This window comes from Shouchella shacheensis, assembly GCF_001484965.1.
Classification (GTDB): Bacteria; Bacillota; Bacilli; order Bacillales; family Bacillaceae_D; genus Shouchella; species Shouchella shacheensis.
This window is the reverse complement of the sequence record NZ_KQ947394.1, coordinates 54171-69935: the sequence shown is the minus strand read 5'-3', so window position 1 is coordinate 69935 and position 15765 is coordinate 54171. Positions and strand designations below refer to the sequence as shown.

Here is a 15765-nt window from a genome sequence, read left to right as displayed (position 1 = left end):
AAGCTATTAAGGAAGTGTACACTTAAAAGTGCTATAGTATACAAAAGGGATGATTGGAGGGGAAGTGGATGCCTTCTGAAAAATAGGAAAAATGAAGTGGAGCGTAGAAAAAGAGGACAAACACTCTAATAAAATAGCAAAGGGAGGCACTTTATGACGATTCCAATGATCAATTTACTCACAGGCGAAAAGATCCCGAATGTCGTTAGTTTCAGAACAGAGGAACAGCAGTTGGCTTGGCTAAAAGATAAAAAGAGACGCCAAGCTTTGGAAAAACAAGGTTCCATTCCGTTTATTGCTTGCTATCATACACCGATCCAAACAATTTCTTCAAAACTATCCCTCACCGAAGCAGGCGCATTGTTCAACTTGTTATTTTATGTGCCGTTAAATGCTGGTGGAAGATTATCTCATAACGGACAAGCGCTTACTCAACAAGACATTCAGCGCATCATAGGGCGGAAGCTAACGCAAACAAAGGCGATTCTTAAAAAGCTGGAACAAGTCGAACTTTTGCTTCCTGAGAAAGAAGGACGTAAAAAAACGTACCGAATCAACGAGCACTTCCATCGTCGGGGAACGCTCTCCAACCAACTATTCACGAAAGTGATCTATCCAAGTGAGCGATCACACATCCATGCATTGCCGTTAACACAGGCCGGTTTATTGTATAAACTGCTCCCGTATATCCACTACCACACGAATATTATCGTTTCAAACCCCAACGAAGAAGACGAAACCAAAATCCAACCGATGACCCGCGAAGAATTAGCGAAAGCCATTCAACACTCTCCAACTGAACTAACAAAATTGATGCAAGCTCTTCATGCAAGAAAGCTAATTTTAACAAGCAGCTACACGCGGGAACAAATCTACACCATTCACCCAGACCTGATGTACCGTAAAAACAGCGATGGCCAAGACTTTTACACTTCATTTCTCCGCCATACGTTTCTATTTATAGAAGAAAATCCGACTCGTTAGGCTGTTTTATGAAAGAAAATCCGACCCTTTCGTTTGAGTTAAAAGTGGCACGAAGCCCTTGCCATGTCTAAGGTTGAAGAAGTCACCGCTCACTTGCCGCTCTTTATTCTTGCGCCACGGTTTTTGCTTCCTCGAATAGTCAGGCGGCTCTATTTTGGCGGTGCTGTTTGGCAAGACCATGGACATAAGGAGCAGAGAGGCACGGTTATAAGTAGATGTCATTAGTTTTATTATTGTTAATAAGATTCAGTTGTGAAGTTTTTATCGATTTTTGAAAAAAGATTCCCTCTTCAAACGTTTGAAGGGCTTTTCTTATCCTACCTCTTTTCTCAAAGGGGATGTAATATTATCTACCATAGTTCCGATGGGTTCCAACAAAAACATTTCTGTAGAAGGGAGGGGATAGTAGATCCAGATGAAGCACCAATGAAGACCCCTCCCGCAAACAACCATTCCAAAAGTATGTCCGATGGCAAAAAACCTTTAGTTTACCTTTAAATTATATTCCTCCAAGCATTTTCAAGGGCCACCGATATTCACTTATATACTAGACAAGCGTTTTCAACACCGCTGAATGAAAAATCAGATCGAGCTCTTCTCCGGCATGAGCAGGTTCAGCGCGTGTAATAGTGAGAGGGACGACCTGATTGGTAGATAAAGTAAAAGGCCCTATCGCCGACTCTGTCAACTTTTGGCCAGTTACGACTTGAACACTATTGCCGACCTGAACACGATAGCGGAAATCTGGTTTGGCTTGACCTTCCAGGTTGAGAGATACCTTCCCATCCGTGCGGGTCGATAGATAGGCGGTCAGTCGCACGGTGGTCTGAACGACACTTTTGTAATTCCCCTGGTCTGTATAGCCGTGCCTGAGATACAGGCTCTTTGGGTGGATCGTCCATGACCCGTCAGATTCAGCAATCGTGCGTTCGGGAAGGATGCGCAGCTTTCCGTCTAGCTCAACTTTGATGACTGGAAGAACCTCATCTATAGGTTCTTCGGGCAAAGTGATCACAAGATTGTTTTCCTTGTGTGACCATTGAAGTGTGCTGGTTGCGCCGTTTTCTGCGACCTGAAGGACGTCCGTTGCAAGACCAGATAGTGTTAGTTCCCTGCTCTTTGGCCAGTCCGTCACGAAAAGGAACAAGTTTTCATTGTCGGCCATGACCTCCCCCCAGCTTTGTTTACCAAATTGGGTAGCAGAGAGTCCTAGGCATGCGCCTGAATGCCGGTTGAGCCAGGATCCGATGCCGCGTAAGACATTGGCTTCGAATTCGACAATAGAACCATCTCCACGAGGTCCAATGTTGAGCAAGTAATTTCCACCATTCGCTCGGACGCTCACTAAGCTTTTTGCAAGTTCCTGTACCTTGGTCGAAACGTTGTCGCGCTCCTGCCAGCTTCTGTATCCCCAAGTCGAATGGTAGATGGAAGCGGGTGTCTGCCAAGCCCCATCAAGAGTGACTGAAGGTACTTCGTTGTCCCCCAACGTACGAAAATCACCCACGTTGTTCCAAATTCGACTATTGACAACGGCCTCGGGCTGAAGTTCGCGGACAATGCTTTTGAATTTCATGCTTTGTGAAAGTGTTGGGGAGGACATGTCGAACCACACCTCGGCGAGGGGGCCGTAATGGGTCAATAGCTCACGTAATTGGTTTTCAATCATCGGTTCCATCGACTCCGGAATTGGGTTGCAATTATTTAAATCGAACCCGTGCCCTTGGTGCCAGTCTACTAAAGAAAAGTAGATACCGAGCTTCAAGCCGTGATTCCGACACTCCTCGGCTAGTAGTTTCAAAGGGTCTTGACCGAACGGAGAGCTATCTACGATATTGTAATCAGTAGTCGTCGTGCTAAACATACAGAATCCATCATGATGTTTCGTTGTGAAAACAATATACTTCATACCTGCGTCCTTGGCCAGGGAGCAAATTTCCTTTGGATCGAATTTCTCGGCTGAGAATTGCTTAGCCACCTCTAGATAATCACGATCAGAAATGTCGGCCCACATCTTAATCTGCTCATTGTACCCTTTGGTCACAGGTTTCCCATTCCATACACCAGCGATTTTAGAGTACAGCCCCCAGTGAATGAACATTCCGTACTGTAGATGTTGCCACGCAGCGATATTTTTATTGACATGTTGTTCAATTCTGCTGGAAACTCCTTGCGGTTGATTAAGCTTGTTGTCTGTTGGATACATTATCTCACTTTTTTCCATGCTGATAACCCCCTCCATCATAGTAATGAAAAATCTACTTTGTACAATATAGCATCTACGGTATAATGTCCAGAATTTTTTGTCACAAAAAGAGGTCATTAATTCACTGATGTTAAAAATATGGTTGACAATTATTATGAACTCATCTATAGTTTAGAAAATTGCTCCAAAAGAAAACGCTTCCAAAAATTATTTTTTATTGGTGTGAGATGCCTGGTAAGTGAATGAGTCGTTTTGGTAGAAAGGGTAGATTCAATGAAGCTGAGTTGTTAGTAAACTGTACTGATTTTTCCATTGCCGGTAAAATGCTGTTTCAAAAAATGCTGGTTAAGCACTTTTTCTTTTTCATTTATTTCTTCAGTGGATGAAATAAATCAGGAATTGTCTAAAAATTATGAGGAGGGATTGTATGAAAAAGCAGTGGATTGGTTCAGTTCTAGTATCGGTTTTGGCTCTTAGTCTATTCGCTTGTAGTGAAGCGGAAGAAACAGGGGGAGAGGATGAAGGGGGAGAAAACACAGGTCAAAGTGATGAGGCGATTGTCATTGGCGTGAATGAGAATTTTATTTCAATGGACCCACAAAATACTGGAGATGGAAATTCGCGGACGGCCCAGCACTCAATGTTTGAAGGGTTGCTTGGTTTTAACGAGGAAGCAGAGATCATTCCAGTGTTGGCTGAAGATTATGAAGTGAACGACGAAGGTACAGAGTATACGTTCCGTTTACGAGAAGGGGTTCAGTTTCATGATGGATCTCCATTTAATGCGGAAGTCGCGAAAGCAAATATTGATCGTGTAGCCAATCAAGACAACGGTATTCGCGGGAATCGGGGCTTCCAGTTTGTTTCGGAAACGGTTATTGAGGATGACTACACGGTGAAAGTAATTCTTGAGAAACCATACAGTTCAATGCTTGATAAGTTTGCTACACTGCACATGATTGGTGGGGAGATGATTGATGCGGATGATAATGAGCTTGCGATGAATCCTGTAGGCACAGGTCCTTTCCAATTTGTAGAGTGGGATCAGGGAAGTTCGCTGTTTGTGGAAGCATTTGATGATTACTGGGAAGAGGAGCTTCCAAAGGTAGCGGGACTTGAATATCGCCCAACGCCTGAAAACGGGGCGAGGTTAGCGATGCTGCAGACAGGAGAGGCAGGGTACATTTTTCCATACCCAGATCAGAATTTAGAGGAAGCGGAAACATCAACGGATTTTTCAGTTGAACTAACGCCGTCAACGGTTCAAAACTATATTACGATGAACACGATGAAGGAGCCGTTTGATGATCCGAACGTGCGTCAAGCTTTGAACCACGCCATCGATAAAGAAGCCTACTTGAATGTGGTAAAAGCGAGTCTTGGGGAGGAGCTTGACTCCGTCATTACGAGACAGACCGCTCGCTATGAATCTCAGGGAGTATACGAGTACGACCCTGAAAAAGCAAAAGAGCTATTAGCAGAAGCAGGATATGAAGATGGCTTTAGTACGACGATTTGGGGAAATTCCCATTCCGATACGATGCGAGGAATGCAGTTCATCCAGCAGCAGTTAAGTGACATTGGCGTAGAGGTTGAGGTGCAGTCGATGGAAGAAGGGACTCTTCATGAGCAAATTTACGGGGTTGAGGGTCCAGAAGATGCAGAAGTTGAGATGTGGTATGTGAGCTGGGCTGCTTCGCCTGGGGATACGGATCATGCCATTCGCCCACTCCTCAGCAGTACCCAATATCCACCGACTGGCGCGAATTCCGCGTATTATCAAAACGAGGACGTAGATGGTTGGATTGAAGAAGCGATACATTCAGGGGATCCAGAAGAACAGGAAAGATTGTATGGCGATATCCAAACGCAGATCTATGAAGACGCCCCCTGGATTTTCCTTGCAGAGAGCGTGATAGCCCCAGGGAAGGCTTCAAATGTTGAAGGAATTTATAATCTTTCGACTGGAACGATTAGTGTACGGAATGCTGAAATAATTAATGACTGACGCACACCGAATCGCGCGGAAAGGAGACTGTAATGCTCGCGTTTCTTGGCAAGCGAATTCTTGAAACCATCCCAATCTTGTTGATTGTATCGGTTCTTGTCTTCTTCTTCACTCACCTTATTCCAGGGGACCCGGCTCGCCTTGTTGCCGGGCCCGATGCTTCCCTTGAGGAAGTGATTCAGATTCGAGAGAATTTAGGCCTTGATCAGCCAGTGTGGAAGCAGTATCTCGATTATATGGGAGGGTTGTTCACTGGTAACTTAGGAACCTCTCTCGTCACTGGGCATGAGGTATCGTCAATGATCGCCGACCGCTTTATGCCGTCCCTTTACTTGACGTTTTTGAGCATGGGCTGGGCGCTTGTCTTTGGCGTAATCATCGGAACCGTTTCAGCCGTATTTAAAAATAAGTGGCCGGATCTTCTAGGGATGTTGACGGCTGTGTCAGGGATTTCACTTCCAAATTTCTGGCTTGGCTTGCTATTGATCCAATTATTCTCGGTTTCACTCGGGTGGTTTCCAACAGGTGGAATCCAGACATGGCAGGGATATATTCTTCCATCCATTGCACTTGGTGCAGGAATTATGGCAATGATTGCAAGGTTCACTCGTTCATCCCTTTTGGACACACTTAAGGCAGATTTCATACGTACGGCCAGGTCAAAAGGGTTAAAAGAACGGATTCTGATTCCAAAGCATGCGTTAAGGAATTCTATGATCCCCGTCGTCACGATTGCGGGATTGCAGTTTGGATTTCTTCTTGGTGGGTCGGTTGTAGTCGAGACCGTCTTTAATTTCCCTGGGATGGGGCGTCTCCTGATTGACTCAATTTCGTTCAGGGATTACCCAACGATTCAGGCGCTGCTGCTGTTGTTTTCGTTTTACTTTATTTTCGTGAACTTAGTGGTTGATATTCTATACAGCATGCTCAATCCAAAAATCAAGTACGAAAGTTAGGAGGAAATGGGGATGGCCATGCCACAAACCGAACAAAACCCAACTGGTCCGGTGCAAGTGGAAGAAGCGATGTATTCTCCGTTTCGCCATTTTTTTCGCAAGTGGCGCAAGCAAACCTTCGCTTTTTTTGCCGGGATCTTCATTATCGCTCTGATTCTTGTGGCTATCTTTGCTCCGTACCTGGCTCCTTATGACCCGTATGAACCGGACTATGCCAACATTCTTGCAGGTCCTTCCGCTGACCATCTAGCTGGGACGGATGAGTACGGGAGAGATATATTTAGCCGCTTAATTGAAGGGTCGCGCATATCGCTCAGTGTCGGTTTCATATCAGTGTTTGCTGGGGGAGTCGTTGGGACGATCCTCGGGCTTCTGAGTGGATATTTTGGCGGGTGGCTCGATCGCTTAATCATGAGAACGAGTGATATTATGTTTGCTTTCCCTGACTTGCTGCTTGCGATTGCCATTGTTGCGATTCTCGGGCCGGGCTTGACCAACATCGTGATTGCGCTATCGGTTTTTTCGGTCCCGAATTTTGCGAGGCTTGTTCGAGGGGCGACTCTAGAGGGAAAAGAGGCGGAATATGTGGAAGCGGCTCAGTCAATGGGGGCTTCCAATTCACGAATTATTTTCAAACACGTGTTCCCAAGTAGCATTGGCAGTCTTCTCGTCTTCTGTTCCATGCGAGTGGGCAATGCCATTCTTGCTGCCGCGACGTTAAGCTTTCTTGGTTTGGGTGCGAGTCCCGAGACGCCTGACTGGGGAGCGATGTTGAGCATGGGCCGTGACTATCTTGGATCCGCTTCCCATGTCGTTCTCTTTCCAGGGCTTGTTCTTTTTTTAACGGTCCTTGCGTTCAATTTAATTGGCGACGGACTCCGAGACGTCCTTGATCCGAAGACAACGAATTAAAGGAGGGGTGTGAATTGGAGAAGTTCTTAGAAGTTAACGGGATGGAAACACAGTTTGTACAAGATGAAAAGCCGCTGAAAATCTTAAATGATATTACGTTCCATGTTGAAAAGGGCGAGGTGCTTGGCCTCGTTGGCGAGTCTGGGAGTGGAAAGAGTGTGACTTCGCTTTCGATTATGCAATTATTTAAAGGAACGACAGGCAAAGTAACGGCCGGAGATGTGGTGTTTAAAGGAGACCGGATCTCGTCGTATAACGAGGCGAAGATGCGAAACGTTCGCGGGAAGCAAATATCGATGATTTTTCAGGAACCAATGACCTCTCTCAATCCCGTCATGAAAATTGGCGAACAGGTAACAGAAATGATTCGCCTTCATTTGCCATATAGCAAAGAGCAGGCGAGAGAGCATGCGGCCAATATGCTACATAAAGTTGGCATTTCCAGAGCTGAAGAAGTATTAACGGAATATCCGCATCAGCTGTCGGGAGGGATGCGGCAGCGAATCATGATAGCGATTGCCCTTTCATGCAATCCGGAACTGTTGATCGCAGACGAACCCACAACGGCCCTCGATGTCACGATTCAAGCGCAGATTCTCGAATTAATGAAAGAGGTTCAGAATGAAGTAGGCATGTCAATTCTACTGATTACTCATGATCTTGGCGTCGTATCGGAAATGTGTGACAGAGTCATTGTCATGTACGCGGGCCGCATCGTCGAGGAAGCTTCAGTGATGGAGCTTTTTGAGTCACCGAAACACCCGTACACAAAAGGGCTAATAGATTCCGTGCCAAAGATCGGGCAGCGGCTGGAGAAACTATGGTCCATCCAGGCAATGTGCCTCACCCTACGCAAATGCCCCAAGGCTGCAAGTTTGCCCCCCGGTGTGAGAGGGCCATGGACATTTGCACAGCGGAAGAACCGCCTCTACGAGAACTGGAAACAAGCCGCCGTTGTAGCTGCTGGCTTTATGAGGAGGAGCTGTAATGGGAGAATCGATTTTACATGTAGAGAATGTAAGCAAAGTTTTTCAACTAAAGACAGGACCGTTTAAGCAAAAACGAGAGCTGCAAGCGGTGAAAGACGTCTCCCTGACGATTAAACGAGGCGAAACCTATAGTCTGGTTGGGGAAAGTGGGTGCGGGAAATCAACGACAGGCCGGTTGCTCAGCCGCCTGCTGAAACCAGAGAGTGGATCAATCTGGTTTGATGGGGAGGATCTTTCGACGAAGACAAAGCGGGAAATGAAGCCCTACTATAGACGAATTCAAATGGTGTTCCAAGATCCATATGCATCACTAAATCCGCGAATGAAAGTCATCGACTTGATCTCTGAACCTTTGCTGATTCATATGAATCTATCTAAAAAAGAACGGGAGAAGAAAGTTTTAGAAATGCTCGAGATTGTCGGCCTTAATCAAAAGTCGGCCTATAAATATGCGCATGAGTTCAGCGGCGGCCAAAGGCAAAGGATAGGAATTGCTCGAGCGCTGATGGTTCGTCCAGACTTGATCATTGCAGATGAACCGGTTTCGGCTCTTGATGTCTCGATTCAATCCCAGATTCTCAATCTCTTTAAGGATTTGCAAAAGGAATTTAACCTCGCTTACTTATTTATTTCCCATGACTTAAGTGTGGTGGAGCACATTAGCGATAAAGTGGGTGTCATGTATTTAGGCAGCCTGGTCGAGTCTGGCAATAAGCGGGATCTGTTTGCACATCCACAGCACCCGTACACAAAGGCCCTTCTTTCAGCTGTGCCTGTCATCAATCCTCGTGTGAAAAGAGAGAGGATTCTATTGAAAGGAGGGTTGCCGAGTCCTGTTGATCCGCCCACAGGATGTCGTTTTCACACACGTTGTCCAGTAGCTATGAAGAGGTGCAGCACCGATGTACCTGCTCTTGTCCATCGAGAGGGAATGGAACAGCTAGTCTCTTGCCATTTGTACGATGAAATCAAACCAAAAAAAGAAAAGGTGTGAGAAAGATGAAAGTAGGACTTAGTTCATACAGTGTGTTAGGCGCATTGAAAGACGGACGAATGACGATCATTGACGCGGTGCAGTGGGTCGCAGACAACGGTGGCACCCACATGGAGTTGGTTCCGTATGGCTATACTGTCGTAGACAATTACGATTTAGCGACAGCGATTAAAGAAAAAGCTGAGGAGGTGGGCATTGAACTCTCGGCCTACTGTATGCCAGCCAATTTCATTCAACCAACAGAGGAAGAATTCAAAGAGGAAGTCGAGCGTATCCAGGCTCATGTGGATGTTGTCAACCATATGGGGATTAAAATCTTACGCCATGACGTGGTCACTTTTACGGTGCCCGCTGAAGAAATGACGATCCACCATTTTGACGACCATTTTGATGAAATCGTTAAGGGAAGCCAGCTCATTGCTGATTATGCGAAGCAGTATGGGATGACGACAACGATTGAAAACCATGGGTTTAACGTTCAGTCGAGCGATCGCGTGCAGCGGGTCCTCCGTTCTGTCAATCGCGACAATTTCAAAACAACGCTTGATATTGGGAACTTCCTTTGTGCAGATGAAGACCCGCTTGTAGGCGTTCGTAAAAACCTACCCCACGCGGCTACAGTTCATTTCAAAGATTTCTACGTTCGTCCTTACTACGAGAACCCAGGAGAAGGAAAGTGGTTCCGTACGGTGAATGAGAACTATTTGCGCGGGGCCATTGTCGGCCACGGAGAGCTTCCGATCCGCGAAATCATTCGCTTGCTTAAAGTGGGAGGCTATGATGGCTATCTTGTCGTTGAATTTGAAGGGATGGAAGACTGCCTGGAAGGCTCTCGGATTGGCATGGATAATGTGAAGCGCCTTTGGGAGGAAGTGAGTGTCGATGGTTGGAAATCCGTTGCCGAGGGAGTGGCGCGGTAGATGTTGAATGTAGTAGTCATTGGTGTCGGGACAATTTCAGAGATGCACCTTAAATCGTATGTGAACAATAGAAACGTTCAGCTATATGGTGTATGCGATGTAAATGAAGCACGAGCAAAAGAGAAAGCGACAACGTATAACGCTTTGAATGTCTATACGAGTACAAAGGACGTCTTTGCTGATCCAAATGTCGACGCTGTTAGCATTTGCACATGGAACCAAACACATGCGCACCTCTCCATTGCTGCATTGGAAGCTGGAAAGCATGTGCTTGTCGAAAAGCCAATCGCCATGACCGTAGAAGAAGCGGAACGGATTCAGCGAGCAGCAGAGAAAAGTGAAGCAATTTTACAAGTTGGATATGTGAGGCGTTTTGGCACAAATACAGAAGTGCTTAAGTCCTTTGTTGATCAAGGAAGGCTCGGGGATCTTTATTACGCCAAAGCTTCATGCCTTCGAAGGATTGGCAACCCAGGTGGCTGGTTCGCAGATAAGGAACGTTCTGGAGGAGGCCCGCTTATTGACTTAGGGGTTCATGTCATTGATATCTGTTGGTATCTGATGGGCAGACCAAAGGTCAAAGTGATAACCGGCCATGTGTATGATTACCTTGGCAATCGCGGAAATATCGAACATCTGTCCTTTTACAAAGCAGCAGATTACGACCAGAGCAAGAACACGGTCGAAGATCTCGCCAATGCGCTCATCACCTTTGAAAACGGTGCATCACTTATGGTGGATGTTTCCTACTCCTTACACGCTAAGAACGATGAGCTAGCTGTTAAGTTATTCGGAACCAAAGGCGGCGCAGAACTTGAGCCTGAACTTCTTATGGTCACAGAAGAAAACAATACAATTTTAAATGTGGAGCCTCAAATTAATCACCGCTCCTTTGATTTCACGAATGCCTTTCAGAATCAAATTAACGCATTTGTCGATGCTTGCATCACAGGTGGACCTTCTCCTGCACCGGTCGAGGATGGCGTGGAGCTCATGAAAATACTTGAAGGTGTCTATACTGCGTCACTGCAAAAGTATCCGGTTCAACTGTAAAATACGGTAAAGCGTCTGATAATCAGACGCTTTCTCTTCTTTTTTGGGGGAGAAATGCCATACTAGAGATAGAAGCAACGGATGGGAGAAGAAAGGAGAAGCAGTCATGTTAAAGCACGATCAGTTTTTTATTAAAAAAAAGAACAAGCAGTGGGTGTATGACATCGTTCAAGCGTATGGTCCAATCACCAAGCCAGACATTGTGAAGCAAACTAAAATGAGTCCGACCTCGATTGGTCGAATCGTTTCTGAATTGATTGAGGAGAATTTAATTAAAGAGAGACAGCATGCGACAAACAGCGTGGGGCGTAACGCGGTGCAACTAGAACTTCAGAAAAACGCAAAATGGTCTATAGGCATTGAAATTGACTTGGATATCGTTCGTTTGGGGATCATGAATCTTAACGCGGAGCTAGTTTTGCTTGAGAGCTATACCCATCACACAAGAGAACGACCGGAAGAAACACTTGCTTTCATTTGTGAACAAATCAATCAGGTGATTGGGCAGGAACAGCTAAAAAAAGAAAACATACTTGGAATTGGTATTGGCATTCCGGGTTATGTTGACGACGTGAATGGAATACTTATTCGTTCGGGCCAGCTCATGTGGAAAGACATTGCTGTGAAGAGTGTGATAGAGAAAGAAACTAAATTAAATGTGGTCGTGGATAACGAGTTGAAGATGAGAGCTATCGCCGAAAAACACGCTCGAACATTCGAAGATGACGCCAATATTGTCTTAATTGGCATAGGTTCTGGCATTGGCTCAGCCATTATCATCAACGGGGAAATTTATAGGGGGGATACAAACAAAGCCGGGGAAATCGGTCACACGATTGTGAATCCGCAAGGGAATTTATGTGATTGTGGAAGGATGGGATGCCTTGCGACCTATACTTCAGAAAAAGCGCTCTTGCAGCAAGCTAGTAGTGGACTTGATGTTCAAACAATGAGCGAACTTTTTCGTTTGTACAGTCAAGGAAACCAAGGGGCTGTTAATATTTTTGATCAAGCGACAACCTATCTTGCTATTGCGCTTGGAAACGTGTATTCAACATTTGATACCACGAGCATCATTTTGAGCGGGAGCTTCTTTCAAAAGTCTTTCGAAATACGAGAATTAATGAACAGAAAAATGAGTCAATACATGCCGTATAATCATCAGGTCGACATTTTTTATTCTGATTTAAAAGAGAGTGGGGTTGTACATGGAGCTGCTCTGGTAACAGGGAACGCCTTTTTCTCATTGGATTAACATGGAAGACAAATACAGTACAAGGTCTCTCCAATTTCAAACAAAAACGAGTTGTTATCATACGGGAGAAATAGCGAAGTTCACTACATGGTGACGATACAGGGCCAGTTCATCTATGCACATGGCTGTTGGGTACCAATGGGACCTTGTGGATACGGAAAAAGCTATTGGCTTCATGGGAACACGGTATTACGAAGTCGTCGTAGACTATTTAAACACTAACCAAGAAAGATAGTAACCCTTGCTAAACTTCCCTTGTTCAATTCCTACACAAAAACCCCCACACCTCATGGCTATTTCACCACAAGGTCCGGGGGTTGAAATCTATTTTGACCCTTTTAGATACAGCTCGCTCCCCACACCAAACGCTCCCTCAAAATGATTCGTAAATTCCTCAATGCTATCGGTCGTTCCTTGATGAACAATGAGCGTCTCTAGAATATCAGGCGCTACGGTGGCTTCATGGACGCCAGCCAGTAGCGCTTCTTCGACTTGACGGACGTTTTTAAAGCTTGCCGCGAGGACACGTGTAGACATTCCGTAATGGTTAAAGAGAGTCACGATCCGCTTAAGCACTTCACGGCTATTTCCGTGGGCCGCGTCGATTCGATTGACGTAAGGAGCCACATGAGTAGCGCCAGCTTTACCGGCAAGGAACGCTTGTTGCACGGTGAAAACGCCTGTCGCCGTCACTGAGACCTTTTCTGAGGCGAGGGTCTTGATGGCTTTAAACCCTTCTTTAGAGACGGGGATTTTAATAGCGATTTCACGGTCAAAGGCAGCCTGAATCCGGTGTCCCTCAGCAATCATTCCGTCAGCATCTTTGGAAACGACTTGGATATGAAGGGTCTGTTCCGGTTGCAAGAGCTGATCCAGTTTCTTTACCTGATCTTCCGCCTGTACCCTATCGTTTTTCGCGAGGATCGTTGGGTTTGTGGTGATTCCATCTAGAGGGAACCACTCGGATAGCGATTGGAACGCTTGAACATCTGCTGAATCCAGTAACAATGAAAAGCTCATAGGAGGCCTCCTTGATTCGTTCGTGTACCCGTGATACTCCGTCTATTTTCTCGTGACGGTAATAGAATCCCCTGTATTGACTTCTGGGAGCTCACCGTCTTCAATAGAGAGCGTGCCAGGCAATTCTGCTTCCGTTGCACCGTCGGCTTTAATGGTAATATGACCGAGCGAGTCAAGGTTTTTGTTAACAGCGCTTCCTACAGCTGTAATTTGAAACGACGTATCAGCGATGGAGAGTGTGTCTCCGGCTTGAATTTGATCGTTCAGCTTGTTTTCTTCATGAAGAATGCAAAACTCAGCAAGCTCCTCTGGTGCATTGTTTTTAAAAAGAATAAGCATCTTGTCTGCTAGAAAATCTGATGCACTTGGGCCTAGTTTAGTTACAACGGTTGTGTAAATGTTCATTGGTACATCTTGCTCCTTCATTGTAGTATTTTTTAGGAATCATACATGCCGTAGCTTGCGAGCCATGCTACAAAAACGGTGGGCGCTCCTGTTAGAAACCTTCCATACAGAACAGCGGGCACCCCCACCTCGACCGTTTCAGGTTCGGCTTCAGCAAGTCCAAGGCCTACGGGAACAAAGTCGGCAGCTGCTTGTGCGTTAATGGCAAATAGTGCGGGCAGGGCAAATTGAGGGGGGATGTTGCCCCGGCCGATTTCTACCCCAATTAGTGTTCCAATCACTTGCGCAATGACGGCGCCAGGTCCAAGGAATGGTGACAAGAGAGGGAAGGAAACAATGGCCGATAAGGTCAAGAGCCCCCAAATGGTTCCACCGAGTGGCTGTAAAACATTCGCGATCACATCGCCAATCCCTGAAGCAAGGATCAAGCCGATTAACAGGGAGACAAAGGCCATAAAAGGAAGAATGGTCTTTAATATCGTATCAATCGCATCGCGACCCGCCTGGTAGAAAACGTTGACAATCCCACCCATAGCTTTCCCGATTCGAGACATGATATTGTCATTGGTATCGGTAATTTTCTTGGAGCTGTCATACTTGCCAGCTGGCTCTGCTTGTCCTCTTTCAGCGTTGTTCTCAGGAGAGACCTCTGCTTGAGGTTCATCAACAGAAGCGTTTTCCTCTGTCAATGAAACCTGCTGCGGTTTTACACCAGACACATAAATGTCTTCCACAATAAATTTCGCCATCGGTCCACTCTGGCCGGTAGGCATAATATTAATCGTAGGAATGCGCTTTTTCGGGTAAAGTCCAGCACGGAGCGTCCCGCCGCAATCAACAATGACACAGGCGATTTGGTCCTCAGGTACGGACGTGTTAAAGCCATTGACAAGTTCTGCACCGGTTAGCTCAGCGATACGGGCGCCTACATCCGATATAGGACCGCCTGTGATATTTACAATCTTATTTTTCTGCTCATTGGGTTGAATGACTAGCGGTCCACCAAAACCACCTGGGCCTTTTTCAATTCGTACTGCTTGGTAATTAGCCATTTGAAGAGCCTCCAATTGATTCTGATACCGTTGATTTTAGCTTTACCTTCTGTTGTTTCTCAACGTAGGCAACCATCCAGTCCGTGACAAGACCCCGGAACATGTTCATGACCATACCGACAAGAAAATAGCGTATGGCCAATTCAGCAGTTGAATGGCCAAGCTGTGTGATGCCCGCTGCAACTCCCAAAAAGACAAAGAGCTCTGCTGGGTTCACGTGCGGGAATAAGCCGTTCATAGAGTGACAATTGTAGCTTGCCGACGCATAATAGCCAGGTTTGTAACGCTCTGGCATAAACCGGCCAAGCGATAAGGTCATCGGGTTTAAAAAGAAAAAGGTCCCGAGCACCGGCAAGACGAGGTACCGCGTAAAGATATTTCTTGAAGATTTTGCGGCGAGCTTTTCGATTCGTTCTTGGCCAACAAATTGAATTAACGCATTCATGGCAACTAGTAACATAATAAGAAGAGGAACAATACCCGTAACAAGGCCTACGAACGTTTCGCCCCCTTCTTCAAATAGGCCGATAAACCATTCGGCTCCATTCACTAACCAATCCATTATTGTTTCACCTCACGTTTTTTTGTGAACATCGTTACTACTTTTTCCAGGGGAGCCTTTGGTTTAGGGACTTCTCCGCCAGCTTGAACAATTCGGTACACATGCCGAGCATCATCAAGAGCTTTTTTGGAGAAGCGATCCAGCTTACCTTCGACTTCTGGGCTTGTACGAAATAGCGGCTGATTAGCCAAGGCATCGACAGGCTTAAACCGTGCAAAGATGGTCAACCCCTGCATTTTTTCTGCTCTTACAATGTTGGCTTGTTTGTCCACGGACAAAAGCAGCACAACGCCCGTTCGAATAAATCCCCTTGAACGTCCAATGGCGACTTTTCCTTCTGAACGCATCAACGTATATTGCTGGTTGAAGTTCTTCATTTGCCAGAATCCTAATACACTCTGGAGCAAAAAACCAAGACCTAAGCATAAGGCTACAATCAAAATTGTCAC

Annotated in this window: 14 protein-coding genes and 1 pseudogene; 9 read left to right on the top strand and 6 right to left on the bottom strand. The window is 45.9% G+C overall.

The features are described from left to right. Positions 1-153 precede the first annotated feature (153 nt). Positions 154-984, top strand: a complete 831-nt coding sequence (locus tag AVZ68_RS02595) for a hypothetical protein (RefSeq protein WP_059102995.1) — start codon at positions 154-156, stop codon at positions 982-984. Between the two features lie 547 nt (positions 985-1531). Here the strand turns inward: AVZ68_RS02595 and AVZ68_RS02590 are convergent. Further along, on the bottom strand, positions 1532-3208 hold the full coding sequence (locus AVZ68_RS02590; protein ID WP_059102994.1) for an alpha-L-fucosidase: 1677 nt from the start codon (positions 3206-3208) through the stop codon (positions 1532-1534). Positions 3209-3617: 409 nt separating this feature from the next. On the opposite strand from AVZ68_RS02590, the gene AVZ68_RS02585 reads away from it, so the two are divergent. The 8 genes and pseudogenes from AVZ68_RS02585 (at position 3618) to AVZ68_RS02550 (ending at position 12277) form a co-directional block, all read left to right on the top strand. Next, positions 3618-5198 (top strand): glutathione ABC transporter substrate-binding protein, encoded by a 1581-nt coding sequence (locus AVZ68_RS02585; protein ID WP_059102993.1) that lies wholly within the window; start codon positions 3618-3620, stop codon positions 5196-5198. Positions 5199-5230: 32 nt separating this feature from the next. Then, complete coding sequence (locus tag AVZ68_RS02580) at positions 5231-6154, top strand: ABC transporter permease subunit (RefSeq protein ID WP_059102992.1); 924 nt, start codon at positions 5231-5233, stop codon at positions 6152-6154. Between the two features lie 12 nt (positions 6155-6166). Further along, on the top strand, positions 6167-7066 hold the full coding sequence (locus AVZ68_RS02575) for an ABC transporter permease (protein WP_059102991.1): 900 nt from the start codon (positions 6167-6169) through the stop codon (positions 7064-7066). A gap of 41 nt (positions 7067-7107) precedes the next feature. Beyond that, positions 7108-8054, top strand: a pseudogene (locus AVZ68_RS02570) (ABC transporter ATP-binding protein). Beyond that, positions 8054-9049, top strand: a complete 996-nt coding sequence (locus AVZ68_RS02565; RefSeq protein ID WP_059102990.1) for an ABC transporter ATP-binding protein — start codon at positions 8054-8056, stop codon at positions 9047-9049. The pseudogene AVZ68_RS02570 and the gene AVZ68_RS02565 overlap by 1 nt, the downstream one beginning before the upstream one ends. Before the next feature lie 5 nt (positions 9050-9054). Further along, the gene (locus AVZ68_RS02560; RefSeq protein WP_059102989.1) at positions 9055-9969 is read left to right on the top strand and encodes a sugar phosphate isomerase/epimerase family protein; all 915 of its coding nucleotides are present in this window, start codon (positions 9055-9057) and stop codon (positions 9967-9969) included. Then, positions 9970-11022, top strand: coding sequence for a Gfo/Idh/MocA family protein (locus AVZ68_RS02555; RefSeq protein ID WP_059102988.1), 1053 nt, complete (start codon positions 9970-9972; stop codon positions 11020-11022). Between the two features lie 106 nt (positions 11023-11128). Next, positions 11129-12277, top strand: a complete 1149-nt coding sequence (locus tag AVZ68_RS02550; protein ID WP_059102987.1) for an ROK family transcriptional regulator — start codon at positions 11129-11131, stop codon at positions 12275-12277. A gap of 324 nt (positions 12278-12601) precedes the next feature. Here AVZ68_RS02550 and AVZ68_RS02545 read toward each other — a convergent pair whose 3' ends face one another. The 5 genes from AVZ68_RS02545 to AVZ68_RS02525 are packed head-to-tail and all read right to left on the bottom strand — an operon-like array spanning position 12602 to position 15765. Then, entirely contained in the window at positions 12602-13297 is a 696-nt protein-coding gene (locus AVZ68_RS02545; protein WP_059102986.1) for a transaldolase family protein, read from the bottom strand. A gap of 42 nt (positions 13298-13339) precedes the next feature. After that, positions 13340-13702, bottom strand: coding sequence for a PTS glucitol/sorbitol transporter subunit IIA (locus tag AVZ68_RS02540; protein WP_059102985.1), 363 nt, complete (start codon positions 13700-13702; stop codon positions 13340-13342). A gap of 32 nt (positions 13703-13734) precedes the next feature. Continuing rightward, entirely contained in the window at positions 13735-14754 is a 1020-nt protein-coding gene (gene srlE, locus AVZ68_RS02535; RefSeq protein ID WP_059102984.1) for a PTS glucitol/sorbitol transporter subunit IIB, read from the bottom strand. After that, positions 14747-15316: a PTS glucitol/sorbitol transporter subunit IIC gene (srlA, locus tag AVZ68_RS02530; RefSeq protein ID WP_059102983.1), complete on the bottom strand. Its 570-nt coding sequence runs from the start codon at positions 15314-15316 to the stop codon at positions 14747-14749. The genes srlE and srlA overlap by 8 nt, the downstream gene beginning before the upstream one ends. Further along, positions 15316-15765 (bottom strand): transcriptional regulator GutM, encoded by a 450-nt coding sequence (locus AVZ68_RS02525; RefSeq protein ID WP_059102982.1) that lies wholly within the window; start codon positions 15763-15765, stop codon positions 15316-15318. Before AVZ68_RS02525 ends, srlA begins: the two co-directional genes overlap by 1 nt.

What these genes read in the sequence shown, in the direction of transcription:
- srlE (WP_059102984.1), bottom strand. Translation starts at nt 14,754, where the DNA reads ATGGCTAATTACCAAGCAGTACGAATTGAAAAAGGCCCAGGTGGTTTT.
- AVZ68_RS02560 (WP_059102989.1), top strand. Translation starts at nt 9,055, where the DNA reads ATGAAAGTAGGACTTAGTTCATACAGTGTGTTAGGCGCATTGAAAGAC.
- AVZ68_RS02565 (WP_059102990.1), top strand. Translation starts at nt 8,054, where the DNA reads ATGGGAGAATCGATTTTACATGTAGAGAATGTAAGCAAAGTTTTTCAA.
- AVZ68_RS02555 (WP_059102988.1), top strand. Translation starts at nt 9,970, where the DNA reads ATGTTGAATGTAGTAGTCATTGGTGTCGGGACAATTTCAGAGATGCAC.
- AVZ68_RS02540 (WP_059102985.1), bottom strand. Translation starts at nt 13,702, where the DNA reads ATGAACATTTACACAACCGTTGTAACTAAACTAGGCCCAAGTGCATCA.
- AVZ68_RS02550 (WP_059102987.1), top strand. Translation starts at nt 11,129, where the DNA reads ATGTTAAAGCACGATCAGTTTTTTATTAAAAAAAAGAACAAGCAGTGG.
- AVZ68_RS02580 (WP_059102992.1), top strand. Translation starts at nt 5,231, where the DNA reads ATGCTCGCGTTTCTTGGCAAGCGAATTCTTGAAACCATCCCAATCTTG.
- AVZ68_RS02595 (WP_059102995.1), top strand. Translation starts at nt 154, where the DNA reads ATGACGATTCCAATGATCAATTTACTCACAGGCGAAAAGATCCCGAAT.
- AVZ68_RS02585 (WP_059102993.1), top strand. Translation starts at nt 3,618, where the DNA reads ATGAAAAAGCAGTGGATTGGTTCAGTTCTAGTATCGGTTTTGGCTCTT.
- srlA (WP_059102983.1), bottom strand. Translation starts at nt 15,316, where the DNA reads ATGGATTGGTTAGTGAATGGAGCCGAATGGTTTATCGGCCTATTTGAA.
- AVZ68_RS02590 (WP_059102994.1), bottom strand. Translation starts at nt 3,208, where the DNA reads ATGGAAAAAAGTGAGATAATGTATCCAACAGACAACAAGCTTAATCAA.
- AVZ68_RS02575 (WP_059102991.1), top strand. Translation starts at nt 6,167, where the DNA reads ATGGCCATGCCACAAACCGAACAAAACCCAACTGGTCCGGTGCAAGTG.
- AVZ68_RS02545 (WP_059102986.1), bottom strand. Translation starts at nt 13,297, where the DNA reads ATGAGCTTTTCATTGTTACTGGATTCAGCAGATGTTCAAGCGTTCCAA.